The sequence below is a fragment of the Burkholderia sp. Bp9142 genome, assembly GCF_003853415.1.
GTDB lineage: Bacteria > Pseudomonadota > Gammaproteobacteria > Burkholderiales > Burkholderiaceae > Burkholderia.
Genome location: NZ_QTPP01000037.1, coordinates 55,036 through 79,314 on the forward strand (window position 1 = coordinate 55,036; position 24,279 = coordinate 79,314).

Below are 24,279 nucleotides of genomic sequence, written 5' to 3' on the forward strand. Positions count from 1 at the left end.
ACGCCTGCCGCGGCCGTCTCGTCACGCCTTCTTGCGCCGGCTGCTTTCGAGGTTCGGCAGGAACACCGTCAGCACGCCGATCAGCGGCAGGAACGAGCACACCTTGTAGACGAACGTGATGCTCGTCGCGTCCGCGAGCTGGCCGAGCACGGCGGCGCCGACGCCGCCCAGGCCGAACGCGAAGCCGAAGAACAGGCCCGCGACCATGCCGACCTTGCCGGGCATCAGCTCCGTCGCATAGACGAGGATCGCGGCGAACGCCGACGCCAGCACGACGCCGATGATCACGGAGAGCACGCTCGTCCAGAACAGGTTCGCATACGGCAGCAGCAGCGTGAATGGCGCGACGCCGAGGATCGACACCCAGATCACGTACTTGCGGCCGATCCGGTCGCCGACCGGTCCGCCGATCAGCGTGCCGGCCGCCACGGCCGCGAGGAACACGAACAGGTGGATCTGCGCGGCCTGCACCGACAGGTGGAACCTGTCGATCAGGTAGAACGTGAAATAGCTGTTGATGCTCGCGAGGTAGAAGTACTTCGAGAACACCAGCAGCACCAGCACGCCGATCGCGGCGAGCACGCGGCCCTGCGACAGGGTCGGATGGCCGGCCGCCGCCGCTTTTTTCTTCATCGACGGATGCTTCTTGTACCAGTGGCCGATCTGCGTGAGCACGACCATCGCGACGAGCGCGGCCGCCGAGAACCACGCGATGCTGTGCTGCCCGTGCGGGATGATCACCAGCGCGGCGAGCAGCGGCCCGAGTGCCGAGCCGGCGTTGCCGCCGACCTGGAACAGCGACTGCGCGAGCCCGTGCTGGCCGCCCGACGCCATCCGCGCGACGCGCGACGATTCCGGATGGAACACCGACGAGCCGCAGCCGACCAGCGCCGCCGCCGCCAGCAGCGTCGGGAAGTTCTGCGCGGCCGACATCAGCAGCAGCCCCGCGAGTGTGAAGCCCATCCCGACCGGCAGCGAATACGGCTTCGGCCGCTTGTCCGTATACAGGCCGACGAGCGGCTGCAGCAGCGACGCGGTGATCTGGTAGGTCAGCGTGATCAGGCCGATCTGCGCGAACGACAGCGCGAACTGGCTCTTGAGCATCGGATAGATCGCGAGGATCAACGACTGGATCATGTCGTTGAGCAGGTGCGAGAAGCTGATCGCGCCGAGCACCGGGTAGACGGTGCGCGGGGCGGGTGGAGCGGACGGCTGGGATGCGGCGGCTGTGCCGGCGCCCGTATCGAGGCTGGTTTCCATGCGAGCTGAGCGAGTTGAGGTGGCGGGACGCGCTCTGATGGGGATCGGCGCGTTCGAATCGTTGTTGCGTCAAAGAAGTCTAATGTGGCGTATCGAGAATGTCAGGCCAAGTTTTATCGCGATTCGGACAATGATGTGACGATTCGGCCATAGCGCCCTTTTTTGGCCGGGTATAACGCTGCGACGCGTCCGCCTGTCGACCGGGTCGCGCGGGGCCGGATCGGTGTAAGTCCGGACTCAAGGAATGCCGCTGGCGGCCGTAGAACGACGCAACGACAACACAGGCGCGCCGCACCCGGCACCGGTCACGAGCCGGGCGGGGCAGGACGCGCGGCATGACGGGCCATCGTGGGAATGCCGGCCGCCGGAACCGACCTTTCCGGCGGCGTGATCAATACGGGGATATATCGATGAAAGCAGCATCATTGCATCCGCAACCGGGTGCGGCCATTGGCGCCTCAGGCGCAGCCGCCGGGCCCGCCGCACGACGTCCGCGCGCAACCCGGCGCGAACGCCGGCCGTGGACCGTGAAGGCGACGCTGCGCGCCGCGTTTGCGATCCTGCTGGCCGGCACGCTCGCGATCGGCGTGTTTTCGCTGTGGCAGATCAGCCGGCTGAACGCGTCGATCGCGTCGGTCTACGAGCAGGGGCATGTCGCGAGCCGGGCGGCGGAGGAAGTGCGCGCCGAGGTGCTGCGCGCGAGCCGTGCGCAGAAGATGCTGCTGACCGCGACCACCGCGAAGGAGCGCGACGACCTGGGCGCTGAGGTCGGCGCGGGGCTCGCGTCGATCGGCCAGGCGCTCGCGACGCTGCAGCGTTACGCGGATCCGGCCGATGCGGACGATTCCGCGCGACTGCGCGCGTTCTCGATGGCGGTCGGCACGTGGAGCGGCCATCTGCGCGATTTCGTCGCGCTCGTGCGGGCGCAGCCGCTCGACCTGTCGCAGATGAACTGGCAGGTCGGCACGCAGGACGTGTCGCTGCTGGTCGAGACCGGCAAGCTCGAGAAGCTCGTCGCCATGCTCGTGAAGACGCGCGGCGCGAAGTCGAAGACGACCCTCGATGCGTCCGCAACGATCTTCTCGTCGTCGTTCGCGATGATCGCGGCGATGACGGCCGCGCTGATCGTGCTGGCGATCGTGATCGCCGAACGGGTCGTGCGTCGCCTCGCGTTGCAGCTCGGCGGCGAGCCCGCGGAGGCGAAGGCGATTGCCGCCGACATCGCGCGCGGCGACCTGACACGGCCGATTCCGCTCGTCCGGCACGATCGCGACAGCATGGTGCGCGCGCTGTCCGACATGCAGACCGGGCTCGCGGCGACCGTCGGCGAGATCGCCGTCAGCGCCGAGGCGATCGCGGCTGCGTCCGGCGAGATCTCGACCGGCAACCTCGACCTGTCGCGGCGTACCGAGCAGCAGGCCGTCGCGCTCGAGCGCACCGCGGCCAGCATGGAGCAGCTCACGTCGACCGTGCGGCAGAACGCCGAAAACGCGCGGCAGGCGAGCGCGCTCGCGGCCAATGCATCGGCCGTCGCGGAGGCGGGCGGCGAAGTCGTCGGGCGCGTGGTCGCGACGATGAGCCAGATCGACGACAGCGCGAAGAACATTCGCGACATCATCGGCACGATCGAGGGAATCGCGTTCCAGACCAACATTCTCGCGTTGAACGCGGCGGTCGAGGCGGCGCGCGCGGGCGAGCAGGGGCGCGGCTTTTCGGTGGTGGCGGGCGAGGTGCGGCTGCTCGCGCAGCGCTCGGCGACCGCGGCGAAGGAGATTCGCGAGCTGATCGGCGCGTCGGTGGAGCGCGTCGCGAACGGCGCGACGCTCGCGCACGATGCGGGCCGCACGATGGACGACGTGGTCCGGGCGGTGAAGCGCGTGACCGACATCATCGGCGAGATTTCGGCGGCCTCCGACGAGCAGAGCACGGGGATCGAAGAGATCGGCCGCGCGGTCACGCAGATGGATGCGGGCACCCAGCAGAACGCGGCGCTCGTCGAACAGGCGGCCGCCGCGGCGAACGCGCTCGACGAGCAGGCGCAGGCGCTCAAGGCGCTGGTCGGGCGTTTTCGCATCGCGGCGTGAGCGCCCGGCCGTTCGGCGCTTATGACTTCTTCTGCTTGTCCGGGTCGATGATGACCGTGCAGGTCGTGCCCGCCGACAGCACCACGTCGGCCGGCACTTCGTCGATCTTGATGCGCACCGGCACGCGCTGCGCGAGGCGCACCCAGTTGAAGGTCGGGTTCACGTCCGCGACGAGGTCGCGGCTTTGCGGATTGTCGCGATCGTAGATGCCGCGCGAGATGCTCTCGACGTGGCCCTTCATCACGCCGCCGCTCATCAGCCGCATCTCGGCCGGCGCGCCGATCTTCACGCGCGGCAGCTTGGTTTCCTCGAAGTAGCCGTAGACCCAGAACGAATGGCTGTCGACGATCGCGAGCTTCGCCTGGCCGGCCACCGCGTAGTTGCCCTTGAACGTCTGCAGGTTCGTGATGTAGCCGTCGACCGGCGCGACCACGCGCGTGCGTTCGAGATTGAGCTTCGCGGCGTCGAGCGCGGCGAGCGCCTGCTGGTACTGCGCATCGGCGCTCGACGCGCTGTGCGCCGCGTTCTCGCGGTTTTCCTTCGACACGACGAGCGCGTCGAGGTCGGCGCGCCGGGCCGCGTCGTCGCGGCGCATCTGCAGCTCCGCGCGGCGGGCGGCGACGGCCGCCTGTGCCTGCTCGACCGCGATCTGGTAGTGCGACGGGTCGATCTGCATGATCAGGTCGCCCTTTTTCACGAGCTGGTTGTCATGCACGGGGAGCTCGACGATCGCACCCGACACGTCCGGCGCGACGTTGACGATCTCGGCGCGCACGCGCCCGTCGCGGGTCCAGGGATCGTCCATGTAGTGCACCCACAGCGAGCGCCCGATCAGGATCGCGACGAGAAGGATGACGGCGGTCGCGACGAAGCCGAAGAGTTTTCTGAGCATCATGGTGGTTCGGAATCAACGATAGACGGCAAGACTCAGTCCGCCGCAAATGCAGACGAGAAGGCACGCGCGGAACAGCGACGGGTGCCAGACGAGACGGTAGAGGCCCGTATGGGCGAGCAGGCGGTCGACGGCCCAGGTCGCCAGCGCGCCCAGGACGAACATCAGGACCACCGTGGGCATGTAGGCATCGAGAATGGCGATTTCACGCGGCATCATGACGAGGCTCCTTGTTGGGGGCGCACGGGGCGATTGCGGTTGAGCGGCTCGAGCGGCGATTCCGGATCGAGCAGCGCCGTGCGGACGAAATGCAGATGGCTCAGGATGCGCTGCAGCCGGTGGCGCTCCTCGCGCGACGGCGTGAACGCGTCGAGCGTCCGCCGGGTCGCGTCGATCGCGGTGTTGACCGCGGCGAGCGTCGCGTCGAAGCGCGCCGCGCTCGGCATGCTGAACAGCGCGGACAGCGCGGTGCGCATCGTCTCGATCGCGCGTCGCCACGGCGTCGTCGGCGCATGGCGCGGGTCGGACGGCAGCGTCGCCAGCTCGGCGCGCAGGTCGAGCGCCGCGTTGCCCGTTTCCAGCACGGCGAACATCCAGCGCAGCGCGTCGCGCTGCACGTCGGGCTGGTCGGCCGACAGCGTGTGCGCCTGGTACATCAGGTCGCGCGCGCCGCTCTCGAAGCGCGTGCGCAATCCGGCCAGCCGTGCGTGGCATGCCGCGACCACCTGGTGGCGCAGGTCGGCGAACAGCCGCTTCTTCAGCCACGGCGCGGTCGGCGGGAACAGCACCGCGAACGCGATCGCCGAGACCAGCATCGACAGCACCAGCGCGAGCGCATCGTTCATGAAGCTCGTCGGGTCGTAGTGCGTGACGCTGTCCGGGCCGGCGAGGAAACAGAAGAAGATCAGGTAGCCCATCCCGTAGCCCGCGAGCTTCGGCTTCAACGTCATGTAGATGCCGATCGAGAGCAGCGGCGCGAGGGCCACGCACAGCAGCGGGAAGCCGTCGATGTGCGGGTAGATCCCGAACATCAGCAGGAAACCCGTGCAGACGGCCAGCGCGGTACCCATGCCCATCTGCGCGGACATCGCGGTCGGGCGCGGCGTCGACGACGCGAGCGCGCAGGTGGCCGCCGCCGTCAGCGTCATCGTCACGCCGCTCGGCCACGCGGTCGCGATCCAGAACCAGCCGAGCACGAGGATCACGGTCGCGGTGCGAATCGCCGCGATCACCATCGCCGTCACGTTGGTGCGCGGCTCGTAGCGTTCGATCCAGCGTTCGCGCTCGTGCGTCGCGGTCGACAGCGACGCGTAGGTCGCCGCGTATTCGTGCAGGTCGGTGATGAAGCGGTACAGCAGCTCGGCGGCCGTGTCGAAGTCGAGCAGCGGAAAATCGGGCTGCGTTTCGAGCGCCGCGCGCGTGGCGCGGATGCGGCGCGGCAGCGCGTCGCGCCATGCAAGCAGCTGTTCGGCGGCGAGTGCCGCGTCGGCCGACGTGCGCACGGGTTCGCCATGGCGGGTCAGGAGCGGCGCGATCTCGCGGAAGTACGGCTCGATCGCATCGATCGCGGCCTGTGCGCCGGCCGCGCGCAGCCGGTTCATCAGCTGGTGCAGCGCATGGAAGCGGCTCGACACGCTCATGAACTCGCTGTTCAGCCGCGCGAGGCGGCCGCTGCGCATCCGCGTGTCCGGATCCTCGAACACGGCCATGCTGCGCGCGGCTTCGAAACCGACCACGTCGGCGACGAAGCGCGTATGGATCGTTTCGATGTGCGTGCGGTCGAGCTTGCCCGACAGTGCAGCCGCGACGTAGTCGACGAAGCTGCCGAAGCGCTTGCGTACCGTCGTGCGCATCTGCTCGCCCGTGTACTGCGGAAACACGAGCGCGCTGACGACGCCGGCCGACACGATCCCGATGATGACCTCGGACACGCGCGTCATGGCGCTCATGAACGCGCCGTCCGGATGCTGCGACGCGGGCAGGCCGATCAACGCGGTCGTATAGCCGGCGAGCAGGAAGCCGTAGCTGCGGAAGTTGCGGTTGCGCGCGGCGCCGGCCGTGCACAGTGCGATCCACAGCGCGACCGCCAGCAGGAACAGCTGCGGCTGCTGCGGGAACAGCCCGACGAACGTGAGCGTCGCGATCAGCCCGAAGATCGTGCCGGCGACCCGGTAGAAGCTCTTCGCGAGCACGGCGCCGCTTTGCGGCTGCATCACGATGAACACCGTGGTCATCGCCGTCTTCGGCGCCGGCAGGTCGAGCCGCATCGACACGCCGGTCGCGATGAACGCGGCGAGCAGTGCCTTGAACAGATAGAGCCACGCGGCGCCGTCGCTGCGGGCCCAGTCGCCGAATGCGGCGTACCAGGCCGCGAGCGGGCCGCCGGCGTGCGTGGAAGCGGGGGAGGAGGCTGACATGGCGGTCGCTCCGCGTTACCGTGCGGCCGGCGCGGCGGCCGCGACGGGCTTCGCACCCGAGGCGGCGGCACCCGCGGCGGACGCGTCGTGCGGCACGTCCGTCCCCGTCTCGACGCCGCCGCCGAGCGCGGCCATCAGCTGCGCGTGCGCGGCGAGGCGTTCCGCGTCGATGCGGGCCGCCGTCTCCTGCGCGCGCAGCAACTGCTGTTGCGCGACCAGCACGTTCACGTAGTCGGTCAGCCCGCGGCGGAAGCCTTCGCGCGACAGCTGGTAGCTGCGGTCGTTGGCGGCCACCGAGCGTGCGGCGTCCTTCTTCTGGGTAGCGAGCGAGCGGATCCGCACGACCTGGTCGGCGATGTCCTTGAGCGCGCCGACGACCGTCTGGTTGTAGCGCTCGACCGCCTGGTCGTAGCCGGCGTTGGCCGCACCGAGCTGCGCGCGCAGGCGGCCGCCTTCGAAGATCGGCAGCGACAGCGCGGGGCCCGCCGTCCAGCCGCCGTTCATCGCGCGCAGGAAGTCGGTGAACGGCGCGGTCACGCCGAAGCCGCCGACCGTCGCGAGCAGGTCGATGTTCGGGTAGAACGCGGCTTTCGCGACATCGATGCCGCGGGCCTGCGCGTCGACCGTCCAGCGGGCCGCGACGACGTCCGGGCGGCGGCCGAGCAGGTCGGCCGGCAGCGTGGACGGCAGGCCGGCCGGCGCGTCGAGCGACAGGCTCGGCCGCTTGATCGCGTCGCCGGCGCCCGGGCCCTTGCCCGCGAGCGCGGCGAGCTGATGGCGCGCGAGCTGGATCGCTTCTTCATAGCTGTCGATCTGGCGCTCGTAGTCGGGCAGCGTCGATTCGGCCTGGCTGACTTCGAGCTGCGTGCCGAGCCCGGCCTGCAGGCGCTTGCGCGCGAGATCGGCCAGCGAGCGCTGGCGTTCGAACGTTTCATGCGCGAGGTCGAGCAGCGCGTAGTTCATCGACATGCCGACATACGCGCGCACGACGTTGACCTCGAGCTCGAGCTTCGCCGCCCGGGCGTCGGCCGCGGTCGCATGCGCGGTGTCGAGCGCGCGCTCGGTCGCGTTCTTGTCCTTGCCCCACAGGTCGAGGTGGTACGACAGGCCGAGCGTGCCGGTGTTGTTCCAGGTGTCGGCGTTCGCGAGCGGGCCCGGGCCGTAGAACACGTTGTCGGGCCAGTGCTCGCGCATCAGCGACAGGTTGCCGTTGATCTGCGGCAGTTCGGCCGAACGGGCCACGCGCGCCATCGCCTGCGCTTCACGCACGCGGGCCTCGGCGGCCGCGAGGGTCGGGTTGCCGGCCTGCGCGGCGGCGATCCATGCGTCGAGCTGCGGGTCGCGGTACGCGCGCCACCAGTCGGACGCCGGCCAGCCTGCGTCGCGGTCGGCCGCCCGAATCGCAGCGCCGGCGTCGAGCGCGTTCGCTTCGATGCGGGCGGACTGCGGCTTGTTGTCGCCCATGCTCGCGCATCCGGCCATTATTAATGAGACTGCAAGAACCGCCAGTGCCAGCGTCCCTTTTGTTGCCGGAGACCGCACGATTTTCTCCCTTTCGGATATAGATGAGCCGGATGCGATTATATTTTTCAGCGATTCCTGAATAAACGAACAACGGTGCAAGTCATTTTTACGAATCCTGAGATAATATTTGTTCGACCCTGTGCAACAATCCCTCCGGATTCAAACGGGTAATGGGATGGATACGTTACAAAACATGCGGGTATTCGTCCGCGTGGTCGACGCGGGGAGCTTTACCGCGGCCGCCCAGCAGATGAATTCGACCACCGCCTATGCGTCGCGCGCCGTGTCGGATCTCGAGGCGCACCTGCGCACGCGCCTCCTGAACCGGACGACGCGTCGGATCGCGCTGACCGAAGCCGGCGAGCGCTACCTGCAGCGCTGCGAGCAGATCCTCGCGTACGTCGACCAGGCCGAAGCCGAAGCGGGCGACGCGCATGCGCGCCCGTCGGGCAAGCTGAAGGTCCATTGCTTCACGAGCCTCGGGCAGCACTACCTGGTGCCGGCCATCGCGCGCTATCGGCAGCGTTATCCGGACGTGCACGTCGAACTGACGCTCGCGCAGCGCATGCCCGACCTGCTCGACGAGGGGTACGACGTCGCGATCGTCGTCGGCCGCGACCTGCCCGATTCGGGGCTCGTGTCGCAGCGGCTCGGCGAGAGCTATAGCGTCGTGTGCGCGTCGCCCGGCTATGTCGACGCGCACGGCGCGCCGCAGACGCCGGCGGATCTCGCGCAGCACGTCTGTCTCGGGATGGTCGCGCCGGGCTTTCACTTCGACGAGTGGTCGCTGTCGGGCCCGCGCGGCGACGAGGTGATTGCGATCACGGCGCCGCCGTTTCGCGTGAACGTCGCCGAGGCGCTCGCGGTGGCCGTGCGGGAAGGGATGGGGATCGGCGGGTTGCCGCTCTATTCGGCGATCGGCGGGCTGCGCAGCGGACACATCGTGCGCGTGATGCCCGAATACCGGTCGCACGTGATGAACATCTACGCGCTGTATCCGTCGCGCCAGTACCTCGACGCGAAAATTCGCACCTGGGTCGATTTCCTGCGCGACGAGTTGCCGGTCACGCTGGAAGCCGACGAAGCCGCGCTCGCGCAGTTCACGGCTGCGACATGACAGCGCGGTCGAGCCCAATCTGACGAGATTTGTCGTTCACGCAACACTTTTTTACTATCGGACCGCGGACAGTTTGATACTGTTTGAATCATTGAGATTTGGAACTGCCTACACCCGGAGTCGCAATGGATACGCAACTGATGATCGGCCTTGGAATTCTGCTTGGCGCGGCGGCGGCCGCCGCGGCGACGCGCGATCTGCTGCGCGCGATGAAGGCACGGATGAAGCCGGTGCCGGTGCCGGTGCGGGTGCGCACGTCGTCGAACGGATCGCGCCGCGCCGATCGCTGATCGGGCAGCGTTCCGGATCGGGGAGGGCCGCATCGTGCGGCCCGATGGCCTGTTGGCCCGGCGTTCAGCCGAACTCGACCACTTTGTCCCACGCGAACGCGGGATTTTCCAGTTCGCCGGTGCGCCGGTGGATATAGCCGCGCGGATTGCACACCACGTGCGTGCCGCTGTCGGTCACGTAATCGAATGAAGTATGCGTGTGGCCGTGGATCCACAGGTCCACGGGCGGCCGCACGAGTTCCGCCATGTCCGTGACGAATCCCGCCGACGCCAGGTCTTCCGCGTAACGCTCCGCCAGCGAGCGCAGATGCGGCGCATGATGGGTGACGACGATCGTGCGGCCCGCGAACGGCGTCGCGAGCCGCGCTTCCAGCCATGCGCGGCTTTGCCGGTGCAGCGCGATCGCGTCGGCCGGCGTGAAATCCCGTTCCGGTGCCTGGGCCGCATGCAGTGCCGCATCGTGCGGCCACGTCACCTGGATCAATCCCTTGAAATCGAGCATCACGCGCACGCCGGCCTCGATCGCGCGCGCGACGCTCGCATCGTCCGAGCCGAACAGCGAGAAATCGGTCCACAGCGTCGTGCCCAGCACGCGAAAGCGCTGCGCCGGATCGACGTACACGCCGTTGTTCAGGTAATGCACGTTGTCGAGCGCATGCGCGGCGTCGCGCATCGCGGTCTCGAGCGCGCCGAATTCCCCGTCGTAGTACTCGTGGTTGCCCGGCACGTAGACGACCGGCACGCCCGGATCGAACGTCTCGGCGGCCCAGCGCAGGCCTTCCGCATGGTTGTGGATGTCGCCGGCCAGCACGACGAGATCCGCGTCGGCATGCGCGATCGTGTCGGGCTGGTTGCATTCGAGATGCAGGTCGGACAGGACGCGAACTCTCATGGACATCGCTCCGGGGTGAGTGGCTTCAGCGCAGGACCTTGCCGGGATTCATCAGCCCGCGCGGGTCGAGCGCGGTCTTCAGCGTACGCATCAGCGCCGTTTCGACCGGCGACTTGTAGTGCTGCGCGTCGTCGATCTTCAACTGGCCGATCCCGTGCTCCGCGCTGATCGTGCCGTGGTGACGGTGCACGTTGTCGTAGACGATGCGATTGATCGGCTTCTGGAATTCCGCGAGGAACGCTTTCGGGTCGCCGCCTTCGGGCGTCTGCACGTTGTAGTGCAGGTTGCCGTCGCCGAGGTGGCCGAACGTGACCATCCGCGCACCCGGCGCGGCCTGCTGGATCGCCGCGTCGGTTTCGTCGATGAAGCGCGCGATCGACGAGATCGGCACCGCGATGTCGTGCTTGACGTTGAGCCCCTCGTTGGCCTGCGCGAGCGGGATATGTTCGCGCAGGTCCCAGAACGCGCGCGACTGCGCGAGATTTTCCGCGACCACCGCGTCGACCACGAGCCCGGCCTCGAACGCCTCTTCCATCAGCTTTTCGAACAGCGCGCGCGCATGCGTTTCGCTCTCGTTGTCCGACAGTTCGAGCAGCACCGTCTGCGCATGCGTGCGGTCGAACGGGTAGCGCAACTGCGGATAGTGCTTGCCGACGAGCTGCATGCAGAAGTCCGACATCAGCTCGAAGCCGGTCAAGAGCGGGCCGGCCGCGCGCTGCGCGAGCGCGAGGAAGTCGAGCGCCGCGTGCGGCGACTCGAGCGCGGCCAGCGCCGTGACCTGCGCGGCCGGCAGCGGGTGCAGCTTCATGACGGCGGCCGTGATGATCCCGAGCGTGCCCTCCGCGCCGATGAACAGGTCGCGCAGGTCGTAGCCGGTGTTGTCCTTGCGCAGCCCGCGCAGGCCGTCCCAGATCTCGCCCTGCGGCGTCACGATCTCGAGCCCGAGGCACAGCTCGCGCGCGTTGCCGTAGCGCAGCACCGCGGTGCCGCCCGCGTTGGTCGACAGGTTGCCGCCGATCGTGCAGCTGCCTTCGGCGGCGAGGCTCAGCGCGAACAGCCTGCCGCCTTCGCGGGCGCGCGCCTGCACGTCGGCGAGGATCACGCCGGCTTCGACCGTGATCGTGTTGTTGTGCGGATCGAGCGCGCGCACGCGGTTCAGGCGCGCGAGGCTCAGCACGGCCTGGCTGCCGCTCGCGTCGGGCGTCGCGCCGCCGGCGAGGCCTGTGTTGCCGCCCTGCGGCACGAGCGCGACGCCGTGCGTGTTCGCGAGCCGGACGAGCGCGGCGACTTCCGCCGTATCGGCCGGTTTCAGCACCGCGCACGCGCTGCCCTTGTAGCGGCGGCGCCAGTCGGTCAGGAACGGTGCGGTGTCGTGCGGATCGGTCAGCACGTAAGCTGCGCCGATCGCGTCGCGGCAGGCGGATACGAAGGCTTCGGGAGAAATCATCACGTTCGGTCGCGTAAGGGTCAGGACGCGGCGCGCTGCTGCTTCGCCGCGCGCTTGAACGGCGCGACGTAGGCAAGCGCAGCCACGAAGAAGCCGACGGCGAGCGCGGTCTCGCACCAGCCGAGCGTCGCGGACAGCCCGCGGTCGGACATGCCGCGCACGATGCCTTCGGCGAAATAGACGAGGATCAGCATGCTCGCCCACTGCATCGTATAGATGTTACGCCGCCAGACGCCGGGCAGCGCGAGCGCGAGCGGCACGGCCTTGAGCATCAGCGCCGAGCCGCCCGGGCGCAGCGGCGCGAGCCACAGCTCCCAGGCGAGCGACAGCGCGATCAGCGCGACCAGGCACGCGGCGGCGGCCCGCGCGTAGTGCGGCCGGGCGGCGACGGCGGGGCGGGCGGGCGCGTTCATGCGGCCCCGGCGGCGGACAGGGCCGCCGCCGCGCGGGCGAGCCGCACGCCGAGCGCGGCCGCGAGCGCCTTTTCGTCAGCCGACAGCCCTTCGGTCGCGCCGCGATCGTGCTGCGACACGTGCGATGCGCCGTAAGGCGTGCCGCCGGTGCGCGTCGTGCCGAGCGCGGACTCCGTGTACGGGATCCCGACGATCATCATCCCGTGATGCAGCAGCGGCAGCATCATCGACAGCAGCGTCGATTCCTGGCCGCCGTGCAGGCTGCCGGTCGACGTGAATACGCTCGCCGGCTTGCCGGTCAGCGCGCCCGACAGCCATTGCGGGGTCGTGCCGTCGAGGAAATACTTGAGCGAGGCGGCCATGTTGCCGAAGCGGGTCGGCGAGCCGAGCGCGAGGCCCGCGCATTCCTCGAGATCGCGCAGCTCCGCGTATGGCGGGCCGTCGGCGGGAATGTCGGGGGCGGTGGCTTCGCAGACCGTCGAGACGGGCGGCACGGTGCGGATGCGCGCCTGCATGCCGGGCACGCTGTCGATGCCGTTCGCGATCGCGAGCGCGAGATCGCGCGTGGCGCCGTGACGGCTGTAATAGAGCACGAGGATGTCTTTCATGGGCGACGGGGCCGCGTGCGGCCGCGCGCATGCCCGGTGCAGTCGGCCCCTGCTGGATCGAGCGGCTATTATAGGGGCTGAAGTCGTCGCGCAGCGCGGCGGCGGCGCGCCGTCGGGCGCGCGGCATCAAGAAGGAGAAGCCGTTTGCCGAAGTTGAGCGTCGATCTCGACACCATCAAGCGCCTCGCGCAGTTCGCGGCCCGGCGCAGCGCCGAGGATCGCATCCCGCAGGTGGCGGGCAGCCTCACGTTCACGACGATGCTGGCACTCGTGCCGCTCGTGACGGTCGCGTTCGCGCTGTTCACCGCGTTCCCGATGTTCGCGTCGTTCCAGATCTCGCTGCAGGGGTTCCTCGCCGACCACCTGATGCCCGCGCAGTTCAACGTCCAGATCTTCAAGTACCTGAACCAGTTCGCGTCGAAGGCCAAGGGGCTGACGACGGCCGGCCTGATCGTGCTTGTCGTCACGTCGGTGATGACGATGATGACGATCGAATCCGCGTTCAACCTGATCTGGCGGGTGCGCAAGCCGCGGCCGTTCGCGCAACGCGTGCTGGCGTACTGGGCGCTGATCACGCTCGGCCCGCTGCTGTTCGGCGTGAGCCTGTCGATCTCGTCGTACCTGTTTACGCAGTCGCTGGCGTTCACCGGCGCCGCGCCGTCGACGTCGATCGTCGAGTGGCTGCTCGCGCTCGTGTCGCTGCCGCTGACCGTGCTCGCGTTCACGCTGCTGTACGTGTACCTGCCGAACTGCACGGTCGCGTGGCGCGACGCGGTGATCGGCGGGCTGTTCGCGGCCATCGCGTTCGAGCTCGCGAAGCGCGGCTTCGGCTACTACGTGCGGCGCATTCCGACCTATACGGCTGTATACGGCGCGTTCGCGGCGCTGCCGGTGTTCCTGCTGTGGGTGTACCTGAGCTGGTTCATCGCGCTGCTCGGCGCGATGGTGGCGTCCGCGTTACCGGCGATCCGCGTCGGCCAGTTCCATCGCATCCACTATCCGGGCAGCGACCTGCTCGACGCGCTCGAACTGCTCGCGCGGCTGGCCGAGGCGCGCGCGGTCGGCAAGCCGGGCTATACCGCGATGCGGCTCGCGGCCATGTTGCGCTGCGACATGGAAACCGCGCAGCGGCTGTTGCAGACGATGGAGGAGCGGGAATGGATCGCGCGGCTGGACAACGGCGAGCCGTCGCCGCGCTACATCCTGCTGGCCAACCCGGAGCAGCTGACGCTCGCGCAGCTGTTCGACGTGCTGGTGATCGACCGCACGGAGCTGACCTACCAGCTGCAGCGGCGCCGCAGCCACGTCGACGGCACGGCACTGCTCGAGGTGCTGTCGAACGACCGCTTCGACGTGTCGCTCGCGTCGCTGATCGCCGCGCACCGGCTCGCGGGCGCGCAGCCGGCGCCGACCGTGCCCGGGCCGGTGCCGGGCGGGGCGCCCGACCCGCACGCGCGGCCGCCGAAAACGGCGTGACGCGCTGCCCGGCGGCCGTTACAGCGGAATCTTGCCGGTGCAGATGTCCTTGAACATGACCCAGTCGCCCATCAGGCTGTAGATCGGGTGCCGGAACGTGGCCGGGCGGTTCTTCTCGAAGAAGAAGTGTCCGACCCAGGCAAATCCGTAGCCGCACACGACCGCCGCAGGCAGCCACGGCCAGTCGCCCGTCGCGATCGCCATCGCGACGCAGCCGATCACGCCGAGCGAGCCGATGAAATGCAGCCGCCGCGACGTCAGGTTCTGGTGTTCATTCAGGTAGTACGGGTAGAAATCAGCGAAGCTGGCGAATTGCTCCGTATGCGTATGTGCCATGGCCGTCTCCTCGGGCCGCCGTCCATGCGGCCATTGTGCGGCGGGCGGCCCGCGTCCGCAAGCGGGGGGCGCCGCGCCGCGCGGGCCCGTGCTTTCCTTTTGACAGGCTTTCCGATAGGATCGAAAGAGGATTTGCATTCAAGCATGAGGGGACTACGATGCGCGTCAGCGATATTCTGAAAGTGAAGGGCAACACGCTGTTTACGGTGACGCCCGATAAGCCGCTGCGCGAAGCGGTCGATACGATGGCCGAACACGATATCGGTTCGCTCGTCGTGATGGAGTACGGCGATCTCGTCGGGATGCTGACGTTCCGCGAGATCATCCTGCGCCTGCATGTGAACGGCGGCGCGATCGGCGACGTGCAGGTGCGCAAGGTGATGGACGAGCCGCTCACGTGCACGCCGGAAACCGACGTCAACGAAGTGCGCCGGATGATGCTCGAGCGCCATGCGCGCTACATGCCGGTGCTCGACAAGAAGGTGCTGATGGGCGTCATCTCGTTCTACGACGTCGCGAAGACGGTCGTCGAGGCGCAGAGCTTCGAGAACCGGATGCTGAAGGCGTACATCCGCGACTGGCCGGAATCGGAATCGGAAGCCGAAGCGCACAAGTCGTGAAACGCGTCGCGCCCGGTGCCATGACGCGCGGGCGCTGCCAGTCGGCGCACGGCGGCGCAGGTTCAGCCTGCGCCGCCGTTTTTTCAACAACGATACAAGGCCCGCGCAGCTTCGCCCAGACGATGCGCGCGTATTCCGCATGAGCGATCACTCGCAAGTCTCTTCCGCGTCGCGCGGCGAACGACGCGCTCACGCGTCGCAGTTCGACCTGTTGCGCCAGCGTCGTTTCGCACCGTTCTTCACGACCCAGTTCCTGGGTGCGTTGAACGACAACGTGTTCAAGATCGGGTTCACGTCGCTCGTCACCTATCACACCGCGCGTTTCTCCGGTGTCGACGCAAAGACGGCCGCGTTCCTGATTTCCGCGATCTTCATCTTGCCGTTCGTGCTGTTCTCGGCCACTTCCGGCCAGATCGCCGACAAATACGACAAGGCGACGCTCACGCGCTTCGTGAAGACCTTCGAGATCGTGCTGATGCTGGTCGGCGCGGCCGGTTTCGTCATGCACAGCGCGACGCTGCTGTATCTGTGCACGTTCATGATGGGGATGCACTCGACGCTGTTCGGCCCCGTCAAGTATTCGTACCTGCCGCAGCATCTCGGCGACCATGAGCTGGTCGGCGGCAACGGCCTCGTCGAGATGGGCACGTTCATCGCGATCCTGATCGGCACGATCATCGGCGGCGCGGCCGCGGGCATCGAAGGCAGCGGCGAGCGCGTGCTCGCCGTCAGCGTCGTCGTCATCGCGCTCGCGGGGCGGCTCGTCGCGCAGCGCGTGCCGCCGACGCCGGCGCCGCAGCCCGATCTCGTGATCAACTGGAACCCGGTCAGCGAGACGTGGCGCAACCTCGGGCTCGCGCGGCAGAACCGCACCGTGTTCCTGAGCCTGCTCGGCATCTCGTGGCTGTGGTTCGTCGGCGCGACGTTCCTCACGTCGTTCTTCAATTTCGCGAAGGACGTGCTGTCCGCGAGCCCCGACGTCGTCACGGTCCTGCTCGCGACGTTCTCGGTCGGGATCGGCCTCGGCTCGCTGCTGTGCGAGCGGCTGTCACAGCGGCGCGTCGAGATCGGCCTCGTGCCGCTCGGCTCGATCGGCATCAGCGTGTTCGCGATCGAGCTGTATTTCGCGAGCCGCTCGCTGCCGTCGCCCGGCCATCTGTTGTCGGTCGGGGAATTCCTGGCCGGCGCGCGCCACTGGCGCATCCTGGCCGACCTGTTCCTGCTCGCGATGTTCGGCGGGTTCTACAGCGTGCCGCTGTATGCGCTGATCCAGAGCCGCAGCGCGCCGACCCACCGTGCGCGGATCATCGCCGCGAACAACATCCTGAACGCGCTGTTCATGATCCTGTCGGCGCTGATGGCGATGGGGCTGACCAAGGCCGGCGTCGACATCCCGGGCCTGTTCCTCGTCACCGCGCTGCTGAACGTCGTCGTCGCGACGTACATCTACCTGCTCGTCCCCGAGTTCCTGCTGCGCTTCGTCGCGTGGGTGCTCGTGCACACGTTCTACCGGATTCGCCTCGTGCATGCGGAGCGGATCCCGGAAGAGGGCGCGGCCGTGCTCGTGTGCAACCACGTGAGCTACGTCGATGCGCTCGTGCTGGCTGCCGCGAGCCCGCGGCCGATCCGGTTCGTGATGGATCACCGGATCTTCAGGACGCGCTTGGCGAGCTGGGTGTTCCGGCATGCGAAGGCGATCCCGATCGCGCCGCGCCACGAGGATCCCGGCATGCTCGCGCGGGCGTACGACGCGTGCGAGGCCGCGCTGAAGGACGGCGAGCTCGTGTGCATTTTCCCCGAAGGCAAACTGACCAAGACGGGCGACATCAACACGTTCCACCACGGCATCACCGAGATCCTGAGCCGCACGCCGGCGCCCGTGATTCCGATGGCGCTGCGCGGGCTGTGGGGCAGCTATTTCTCCCGTCATGCCGATGCGCGGATGCCGCGGCCCATCAAGCGCGGCGTGATGAGCCGGCTGACGCTCGCGGTCGGCGAGCCGATTCCGGCATCGGTCGCGACGCCCGAGGCGCTGCAGGCCGCGGTGACCGAACTGCGCGGCGCGCGCAAGTAAGCGGGGCGGGCCCGGCGGCGTCGTGCCGGGCCTCGATGGCCGCCGCGAAGCGGCCCGTTCGGCCGGAACGGCGCGGGCTCGACCACCACGCCGGGCCGTATTGATGGCCGGCCCGTGTGGTCTGAACGGTTCACCCGGCCCGCGGGCGCCGGGCGGCTGGCATAATAGCGGTTTACCCCTTTTTCTCGACCGGCAAACGATCGGCCTGCCTGCGGCCCCGGCAGCGCATCGGTTTGCCCATTTCTCTTTGGGCGGTTCCATCATGTCCGGCAATACCCTCGGCACGCTTTTCACTGTCACGACCTTCGGCGAATCGCACGGTCCCGCGATCGGCTGCGTGATCGACGGCTGCCCGCCGGGAATGGGGCTGACCGAAGCCGACATCCAGGTCGAGCTCGATCGCCGCAAGCCCGGCACGTCGCGACACGTGACGCAGCGCCAGGAGGCCGACGAGGTCGAGATCCTGTCCGGCGTGTTCGAAGGCGTGACGACCGGCACGCCGATCGCGCTGCTGATCCGCAACACCGACCAGCGCAGCAAGGACTACGGCAACATCGTCGAGACGTTCCGTCCCGGCCATGCCGACTACACCTACTGGCAGAAGTATGGCATCCGCGACTACCGCGGCGGCGGCCGTTCGTCCGCGCGCCTGACCGCGCCGATCGTCGGTGCGGGCGCGGTCGCGAAGAAGTGGTTGCGCGAGCGTTTCGGCGTCGAGGTGCGCGGCTACATGAGCGGCCTCGGCGAAATCGACGTGCCGTTCGTCGACTGGTCGCATGTGCGCGAGAACCCGTTCTTTTCGCCGAACGCGGCGATCGTGCCGGAGCTGGAAGCCTACATGGACGCGCTGCGCAAGGACGGCGACTCGATCGGCGCGCGCATCGACGTCGTCGCATCGGGCGTGCCGGTCGGCTGGGGCGAGCCGGTATTCGACCGTCTCGACGCGGACATCGCGAAGGCGATGATGAGCATCAACGCGGTGAAGGGCGTCGAGATCGGCGCGGGCTTCGACAGCGTCGCGCAGCGCGGCTCGGTGCACGGCGACGAACTGACGCCGGCCGGCTTCGTCGGCAACCATGCGGGCGGCGTGCTCGGCGGGATTTCGACCGGGCAGGACATCACCGTGTCGATCGCGATCAAGCCGACGTCGAGCATCCGCACGCCGCGCCGTTCGATCACGAAGGCCGGCGAAGAGGCGACGGTCGAGACCTTCGGCCGCCACGATCCGTGCGTCGGCATTCGCGCGACGCCGATCGCCGAGTCGATGCTCTCGCTGGTGCTGATCGATCATGCGCTGCGCCATCGTGCGCAGTGCGGCGACGTCGAGACGCCGACGCCGAAGATCGCGGGCAGCGCGACCTGACATGACCGGGCCGGCACCCGCCGGCTCGACCGGCACGATGCACATCGGGGCGCCTGGGGCGCCCCGTATTCATTGGGCTGGAGGCTGGGGTGGCGCGGCCGATTCACGCACCCGCAGCTCGGGCAGCACGGCGCAACCGGGGCCGGGCTCGCCGTTCGCGAGCGCGTCGAGCAACGCGTGGGCGGCTTTGCGCCCGATCGCGGCGGTGTCGACCCACATCGTCGTCAGTGACGGCCGGATTTCGCGAGCCAGCGCGACGTCGTCGAATCCGGTGATCGACAACTGCGACGGCACCTCGATGCCCAGGGCCTGCGCCTCGAGCAGCGCGCCGAGCGCGAGAGCGTCGTTGCCGCAAATCACGGCCGTCGGGCGCGTCGCGCCACTGTCGGCAATCGCGCGCAGGCTCGCCCGCCCGAACGCGATCGTGGCCGCCCCCTCGTGCTGGTGCACCGGGCGAACCGCGAGCCCGCGCGCGGCAAGCGTGTCGTGAATGCCGCGCAGGCGGGCCTGCACGCGGTCGTTGTCCGCCGAAGGCTGCATGATGATCGCGAAATCGCGATGACCGAGGTCGAGCAGGTGCGTGGTGAGCCGTGCGAATGCCGCGCGGTTGTCGAAGCCGATGCAGCAGTGCGGGCTGCCGTCGCGATACGCGTAGGTCACGACATACGGCACGCGATGCTGGTCGAGCAGTTCGAATACTTCCGGCGGATACGCTTCACCGACCAGCGACACGGCTTCCACGCCGCGCGACAGCATCGCGCGCACCTGCGCCAGCGCTTGCGCCGGGTCGTAATTCGAGCAGCCCAGAAAGAGGGTGATCCCGTGTTCGGCCATGACCGCCTGCATCCCCGCCACCTGCGACGCGAACACCTGGTCGTCCAGCGTCGGGATGATCGCGCCCGTGATGTGGGTGCGCGTGGATGCGAGCGCACGGCCGGCGGCGTTCGGAATCCAGTTCAGCGCGCGTGCGGCGTCGCGCACGCGCTGCTGTACGTCCGCCGATACCTTGCCGGGATCGTTGTAGACGCGCGAAACGGTCGCGGTCGACACGCCGGCCAGTTTCGCGACATCGCCGAGCACCGACCGGCCGCTGCCGCGGCGTGCGCGCGCCGCGCCGCCGCTGGATGGAGGCGTGCTCATCGGTTGTCCCCGGCCGCGACCGTCGCGCAGACTGCGCACGTTCTCAAAAACGCCATCGTTTACCCTCGATTCATTGTGGTCTCGCTTGCATTCCCGGTCTCGCCTGTGAGAATGTAAGCGCTATCTTGATGCCAATCCGTATTATGTCAGACACAGGTACCAGCTGCATTGCGAAATTTTTGTCGACATCGGCCTTTCCGGCCATTTTGTCCGCCGCAAATGTAAGCGGTTACATTCGATGATGAATCACGCAAAGCCACCCCGAATCGCTGTCGTCGGCAGCGTCAACGTCGATCTCGTCGTGCGCGCGCCGCGTCTGCCCGTACCGGGCGAAACACTGCTCGGCACCTCGTTCCAGACCGTCCACGGCGGCAAGGGGGCGAACCAGGCGGTGGCCGCCGCGCGCCTCGGTGCGTGGGTCGCGATGATCGGCTGCGTCGGCAACGACGCGTTCGGGGCACGCGTGCACGACGCGCTTGCGGCGGAGCGCATCGACGTGACACACCTGCACCGGATCGACGGCGAGGCAACCGGCGTCGCCACGATCACGGTCGACGCACACGGGGCGAACAGCATCGTCGTCGTGCCCGGTGCGAACGCATGCCTCGATGCCGCATTGATCGACGCGTCGCGCGACGTGATCGCCGGCGCGGCGCTGATGGTATGCCAGCTCGAAGTGCCGATCGAGACCGTTGCGCGCGCCATCGGCACTGCCATCGCACATCGGACGCCCGTGCTGCTCAATCCGGCGCCTGCCCGGCCGCTGTTCGACGCATTGCTGGCCCGGATCGACTACCTCGTCGTCAATGAAACGGAAGCGGAGTCGCTGACCGGCATCGCGGTCGGCGACGACGCATCGGCGGTACGCGCCGCCGATGCGCTGTGCGCGAAGGGCGTCGGCAACGTGCTGGTCACGCTCGGCGCGCGCGGCGTGTGCTGGCGCGGGAGCGCAGGACACGGCCGCCATCGGGCAATGGCGGTGGTCGCCGTCGATACGACGGCGGCCGGCGACACCTTCGTCGGCGGGTTCGCGGCGGCCCGGGCGAGCGGGGCGTCGATGGACGATGCCATTGCGTTCGGCCAGCGTGCCGCCGCGATCAGCGTGACGCGCTACGGCGCACAGACCTCGATTCCGACACGCGACGAAGTGGAGCGTGCGGCCGTATAGATTCCGCGACGACGGAAAGGGCCGGAGCCCGGCAACCATTCAGGACAATGGAGACAAACGCAATGAACGAGAATCATGCTGTTCCGACTGCGCCGCCACGCATCCGGCGCGGACAACGTATCGCGCTCGCGCTGCTGATGGTGAGCGGGATCGTCAACTATCTCGACCGCGGCACGCTGGCTGTCGCGAGTTCGGCCATCCGGAACGATCTCGGTCTGTCGCTCTCCGAGATGGGCTTGCTGCTGTCGGCATTTTCGTGGAGCTACGCGCTGTGCCAGTTCCCGGTCGGCGGACTCGTCGATCGGATCGGACCGCGCCGGTTGCTCGGCGTCGGGTTGATCGTCTGGTCGCTCGCGCAGGCGGCGGGCGGCATCGTCGCCACCTTCGGCTGGTTCATCGTCGCGCGTATCGTGCTCGGCATCGGCGAGGCGCCGCAGTTCCCGTCGGCGGCGCGGGTGGTGAGCAACTGGTTTCCGCTGCGTGCACGCGGTACGCCGACCGGAATCTTCAACGCGGCATCGCCGCTCGGCACCGCACTCGCGCCGTTGCTGCTGTCGGTGCTCGTCGCGTCGTTCAACTGGCGCTGGGCGTTCGTCGCGACGGGGGCGCTCGGCCTCGTCGTCGCCGTCATCTGGTTTGCCCTGTACCGCGATCCGGCGCGTGCGCAATTGACCGCGGCGGAACGCACGTATCTCGATGCCGATGCGCAGACGGCCGTCGCAGCGCCGAAACTGACCTTCGCCGACTGGCGCAGCCTGTTCTCGCACGGCACGACCTGGGGCATGCTGATCGGATTCTTCGGTTCCGTGTATCTGAACTGGGTCTACCTGACCTGGCTGCCGGGGTACCTGACGATGGAGCGTCACATGAGCCTCATTCGCACCGGGTTTGCCGCGTCGGTGCCGTTTCTGTGCGGGTTCGTCGGCTCGCTGGTCGCCGGCTGGCTGTCGGATCTGGTCACGCGCCGCAGCCGCTCGCCAGTCGTGAGTCGACGCAACGCGGTGGTCGTCGCGATGCTCGGGATGGTCGCGTTCACGATTCCGGCCGCGCTCGTGCAGAGCAACACGGTCGCCCTTGCGTGCATTTCGGTCGTGATCTTTCTCGCCAATGCGGCATCGGCGTGTTCGTGGGCGCTCGCGACGGCGGCCGCGCCGCCGAGCCGCATCGCATCGCTCGGCGCGATCCAGAATTTCGGCGGTTTCATCGGCGGGGCGCTCGCGCCGATCCTGACGGGTGTCATCGCGCAGAAGTGGTCGTTCGTGCCGGCGCTGCTGACGGCGGCGGCAATCGCATTCGCCGGCGCGATGGCTTACCTGCTGCTGGTGCGCAAACCGATTCCCGAGCAGGCCTCGAGTGCCGCGCCCGGCGCGCTGCCGGCCTGAGCACCGCGGCTATATCGCGCATTTACTGAAGGAAGGAGAAAACAGATGCAACACCACCAGCAGTCGACCGCGACCATCGAGGGGATCGTACCGGTGATGCTGACGCCGTTCGACGACGCTGGCGCGATCGACTACGCGGGCCTCGAGCGACTCATCGAATGGTATCTGGCGCACGGCTCGGATGCGCTGTTCGCGGTCGCGCAATCGAGCGAGATGCAGTTCCTGAGCCTTGCCGAACGTTCGGAACTCGCGCGTTTCGTGATCGAGCGGGTGGCCGGGCGCGTGCCCGTCGTCGCGTCCGGGCACATCAGCGAAGATCTCGATGCGCAAGTCGCCGAGCTGCGCGCGGCGGCGGAATCGGGGGCGCAGGGCGTCGTGCTCGTGACCAACCGGCTCGACCCGCAGCGCAAGGGCAGCGCCGCGTTTCTCGACCATCTTCACAAGCTGCTCGCGCGACTGCCGTCGGATGTGCCGCTCGGCTTGTACGAATGCCCGGCGCCTTACCGCCGATTGCTGTCCGATGATGAACTGCGCGCGTGCATCGACACCGGCCGCTTCGTGATGCTCAAGGACGTGAGTTGCGACCTGGAGACGGTGAAGCGGCGCGTTGCGCTCGCTGCTGGATCGCCGTTGAAGATCCTGAATGCGAACGCCGCGATCGCGTGGGATGCGATGAAGGCGGGCTCCGCCGGTTTCAACGGCGTGTTCACCAACTTTCATCCGGATCTGTATCGATGGTTGCGCACGCGGGGCGACTCGGATCCGGCGCTCGCCGACGAGTTGTCGACGTTCCTGGTGGTTTCGGCGGTGTCGGAAGCACTGGGCTACCCGGCGCTTGCGAAGATCTATCACCAGCGGATCGGCACGTTCGCGTCGATTCGTTGCCGCGCGATCGACTACGACGTGCGCGAGCGGTTCTGGGCGCTCGACGCCGTGCTCGACAAGATCGTTTCCGGTACCGAGCACTTCCGCCGGCGGATCGCGGCGCGCTAGCGCGTGGCAGTGCGGCGCGCGATGCATGAATCGCGCGCACTTCAGAGGGCAGGGCGGCGTCGAATGCCGAACGGACGAAAAAAAACGCCGCGCGAAGCGGCGTTTTCCGGCAGGTTACATGTTCGGGTAATTCGGCCCGCCGCCGCCTTCCGGCGTGACCCACACGATGTTCTGCGTCGGGTCCTTGATGTCGCAGGTCTTGCAGTGCACGCAGTTCTGCGCGTTGATCACCAGGCGATCGCTGCCGTCGTCGTTCTTCACGAACTCGTACACGGCCGCCGGGCAGAAGCGTCCCTCCGGCCCCGCGTAGGTGCGCAGGTTCACGTTCACCGGCACGCTCGCGTCCTTCAGCGTCAGGTGTGCCGGCTGGTTTTCCTCGTGGTTCGTGTTCGAGATGAACACTGACGACAGCCGGTCGAACGTCAGCTTGCCGTCCGGCTTCGGATACTCGATCGGCTGGCATTGCGACGCCGGCTTCAGCATCTCGTGGTCCGCATGCTTGTGGTGCAGCGTCCACGGCACGTTGCCGCCCATCACCTTCTGCTCCAGACCGACCATCAGCGTGCCCAGGTACAGGCCCTTGGCCATCCATTGCTTGAAGTTGCGCGCGCGATACAGCTCCGTGTACAGCCACGATTGCTTGAAGGCGTCCGGGTACGCGTTGAGCTCGTCCGACTGACGGCCGGCCTGCAGCGCGTCGAACGCCGCATCGGCCGCCAGCATGCCGGTCTTGATCGCCGCGTGGCTGCCCTTGATCCGCGATGCGTTCAGGAAGCCCGCGTC

At 68.2% G+C, this 24,279-nt stretch carries 22 protein-coding genes; 10 read left to right on the forward strand and 12 right to left on the reverse strand.

Going from position 1 to position 24,279, the window contains the following annotated elements; all coding sequences use genetic code 11:
* Positions 1-21: 21 nt before the first annotated feature.
* On the reverse strand, positions 22-1,260 hold the full coding sequence (locus tag DIE22_RS30215) for an MFS transporter (protein ID WP_124606707.1): 1,239 nt from the start codon (positions 1,258-1,260) through the stop codon (positions 22-24).
* A 410-nt stretch (positions 1,261-1,670) separates the two neighbouring features.
* Between DIE22_RS30215 and DIE22_RS30220 the strand changes: the two genes are divergently transcribed.
* Entirely contained in the window at positions 1,671-3,344 is a 1,674-nt protein-coding gene (locus tag DIE22_RS30220) for a methyl-accepting chemotaxis protein (RefSeq protein WP_124606708.1), read from the forward strand.
* Between the two features lie 19 nt (positions 3,345-3,363).
* Here DIE22_RS30220 and DIE22_RS30225 read toward each other — a convergent pair whose 3' ends face one another.
* Genes DIE22_RS30225 through DIE22_RS30240 form a run of 4 tightly spaced genes read right to left on the reverse strand, consistent with a single transcriptional unit; the run spans position 3,364 to position 8,195 of the window.
* Entirely contained in the window at positions 3,364-4,239 is an 876-nt protein-coding gene (locus tag DIE22_RS30225) for an HlyD family secretion protein (protein ID WP_124606709.1), read from the reverse strand.
* Between the two features lie 12 nt (positions 4,240-4,251).
* Positions 4,252-4,455, reverse strand: coding sequence for a DUF1656 domain-containing protein (locus tag DIE22_RS30230; RefSeq protein ID WP_124501027.1), 204 nt, complete (start codon positions 4,453-4,455; stop codon positions 4,252-4,254).
* Positions 4,452-6,653 (reverse strand): FUSC family protein, encoded by a 2,202-nt coding sequence (locus DIE22_RS30235; RefSeq protein ID WP_124606710.1) that lies wholly within the window; start codon positions 6,651-6,653, stop codon positions 4,452-4,454. The genes DIE22_RS30230 and DIE22_RS30235 overlap by 4 nt, the downstream gene beginning before the upstream one ends.
* 15 nt (positions 6,654-6,668) lie before the next feature.
* Positions 6,669-8,195: an efflux transporter outer membrane subunit gene (locus tag DIE22_RS30240; RefSeq protein WP_124606711.1), complete on the reverse strand. Its 1,527-nt coding sequence runs from the start codon at positions 8,193-8,195 to the stop codon at positions 6,669-6,671.
* 157 nt (positions 8,196-8,352) lie between these two features.
* On the opposite strand from DIE22_RS30240, the gene DIE22_RS30250 reads away from it, so the two are divergent.
* Entirely contained in the window at positions 8,353-9,294 is a 942-nt protein-coding gene (locus DIE22_RS30250; protein WP_124606712.1) for a LysR family transcriptional regulator, read from the forward strand.
* A gap of 125 nt (positions 9,295-9,419) precedes the next feature.
* Positions 9,420-9,584, forward strand: a complete 165-nt coding sequence (locus DIE22_RS38350; RefSeq protein WP_185640714.1) for a hypothetical protein — start codon at positions 9,420-9,422, stop codon at positions 9,582-9,584.
* A 64-nt stretch (positions 9,585-9,648) separates the two neighbouring features.
* On the opposite strand, the gene DIE22_RS30255 is transcribed toward DIE22_RS38350, so the two are convergent.
* Genes DIE22_RS30255 through wrbA form a run of 4 tightly spaced genes read right to left on the reverse strand, consistent with a single transcriptional unit; the run spans position 9,649 to position 12,944 of the window.
* Positions 9,649-10,476, reverse strand: a complete 828-nt coding sequence (locus tag DIE22_RS30255) for a metallophosphoesterase (RefSeq protein WP_124501023.1) — start codon at positions 10,474-10,476, stop codon at positions 9,649-9,651.
* Positions 10,477-10,501: 25 nt separating this feature from the next.
* Positions 10,502-11,923, reverse strand: a complete 1,422-nt coding sequence (locus DIE22_RS30260; protein ID WP_124606720.1) for an FAD-binding oxidoreductase — start codon at positions 11,921-11,923, stop codon at positions 10,502-10,504.
* Positions 11,924-11,943: 20 nt separating this feature from the next.
* Positions 11,944-12,336 carry a DUF2069 domain-containing protein gene (locus tag DIE22_RS30265; protein WP_124501022.1) on the reverse strand — a complete coding sequence of 131 codons (393 nt, stop codon included), beginning with the start codon at positions 12,334-12,336 and terminating at the stop codon, positions 11,944-11,946.
* Positions 12,333-12,944 carry an NAD(P)H:quinone oxidoreductase gene (wrbA, locus tag DIE22_RS30270; RefSeq protein WP_124501021.1) on the reverse strand — a complete coding sequence of 204 codons (612 nt, stop codon included), beginning with the start codon at positions 12,942-12,944 and terminating at the stop codon, positions 12,333-12,335. The genes DIE22_RS30265 and wrbA overlap by 4 nt, the downstream gene beginning before the upstream one ends.
* Before the next feature lie 144 nt (positions 12,945-13,088).
* Between wrbA and DIE22_RS30275 the strand changes: the two genes are divergently transcribed.
* Entirely contained in the window at positions 13,089-14,420 is a 1,332-nt protein-coding gene (locus tag DIE22_RS30275) for a YihY family inner membrane protein (RefSeq protein ID WP_124606713.1), read from the forward strand.
* An 18-nt stretch (positions 14,421-14,438) separates the two neighbouring features.
* Here the strand turns inward: DIE22_RS30275 and DIE22_RS30280 are convergent, their stop codons facing one another.
* The gene (locus DIE22_RS30280) at positions 14,439-14,756 is read right to left on the reverse strand and encodes an Mpo1-like protein (RefSeq protein ID WP_124501019.1); all 318 of its coding nucleotides are present in this window, start codon (positions 14,754-14,756) and stop codon (positions 14,439-14,441) included.
* Positions 14,757-14,914: 158 nt separating this feature from the next.
* On the opposite strand from DIE22_RS30280, the gene DIE22_RS30285 reads away from it, so the two are divergent.
* The 3 genes from DIE22_RS30285 (at position 14,915) to aroC (ending at position 18,813) form a co-directional block, all read left to right on the forward strand.
* Positions 14,915-15,376, forward strand: coding sequence for a CBS domain-containing protein (locus tag DIE22_RS30285; protein WP_057924282.1), 462 nt, complete (start codon positions 14,915-14,917; stop codon positions 15,374-15,376).
* Between the two features lie 139 nt (positions 15,377-15,515).
* On the forward strand, positions 15,516-17,450 hold the full coding sequence (locus DIE22_RS30290; protein WP_124501018.1) for an MFS transporter: 1,935 nt from the start codon (positions 15,516-15,518) through the stop codon (positions 17,448-17,450).
* A 262-nt stretch (positions 17,451-17,712) separates the two neighbouring features.
* Positions 17,713-18,813, forward strand: a complete 1,101-nt coding sequence (aroC, locus tag DIE22_RS30295) for a chorismate synthase (RefSeq protein WP_124606714.1) — start codon at positions 17,713-17,715, stop codon at positions 18,811-18,813.
* A gap of 69 nt (positions 18,814-18,882) precedes the next feature.
* Here the strand turns inward: aroC and DIE22_RS30300 are convergent, their stop codons facing one another.
* Complete coding sequence (locus tag DIE22_RS30300) at positions 18,883-19,953, reverse strand: LacI family DNA-binding transcriptional regulator (protein ID WP_124606715.1); 1,071 nt, start codon at positions 19,951-19,953, stop codon at positions 18,883-18,885.
* Positions 19,954-20,191: 238 nt separating this feature from the next.
* Between DIE22_RS30300 and rbsK the strand changes: the two genes are divergently transcribed.
* The 3 genes from rbsK (at position 20,192) to DIE22_RS30315 (ending at position 23,496) form a co-directional block, all read left to right on the forward strand.
* Positions 20,192-21,121, forward strand: coding sequence for a ribokinase (gene rbsK, locus DIE22_RS30305; protein WP_124501015.1), 930 nt, complete (start codon positions 20,192-20,194; stop codon positions 21,119-21,121).
* Between the two features lie 62 nt (positions 21,122-21,183).
* Entirely contained in the window at positions 21,184-22,503 is a 1,320-nt protein-coding gene (locus tag DIE22_RS30310) for an MFS transporter (RefSeq protein ID WP_124501014.1), read from the forward strand.
* A gap of 45 nt (positions 22,504-22,548) precedes the next feature.
* Positions 22,549-23,496 (forward strand): dihydrodipicolinate synthase family protein, encoded by a 948-nt coding sequence (locus DIE22_RS30315; protein WP_124501013.1) that lies wholly within the window; start codon positions 22,549-22,551, stop codon positions 23,494-23,496.
* A 114-nt stretch (positions 23,497-23,610) separates the two neighbouring features.
* Here DIE22_RS30315 and DIE22_RS30320 read toward each other — a convergent pair.
* Positions 23,611-24,279, reverse strand: a 669-nt coding sequence (locus tag DIE22_RS30320; RefSeq protein ID WP_185640715.1) for a 4Fe-4S dicluster domain-containing protein, incomplete at its 5' end; no start/stop codon positions are given.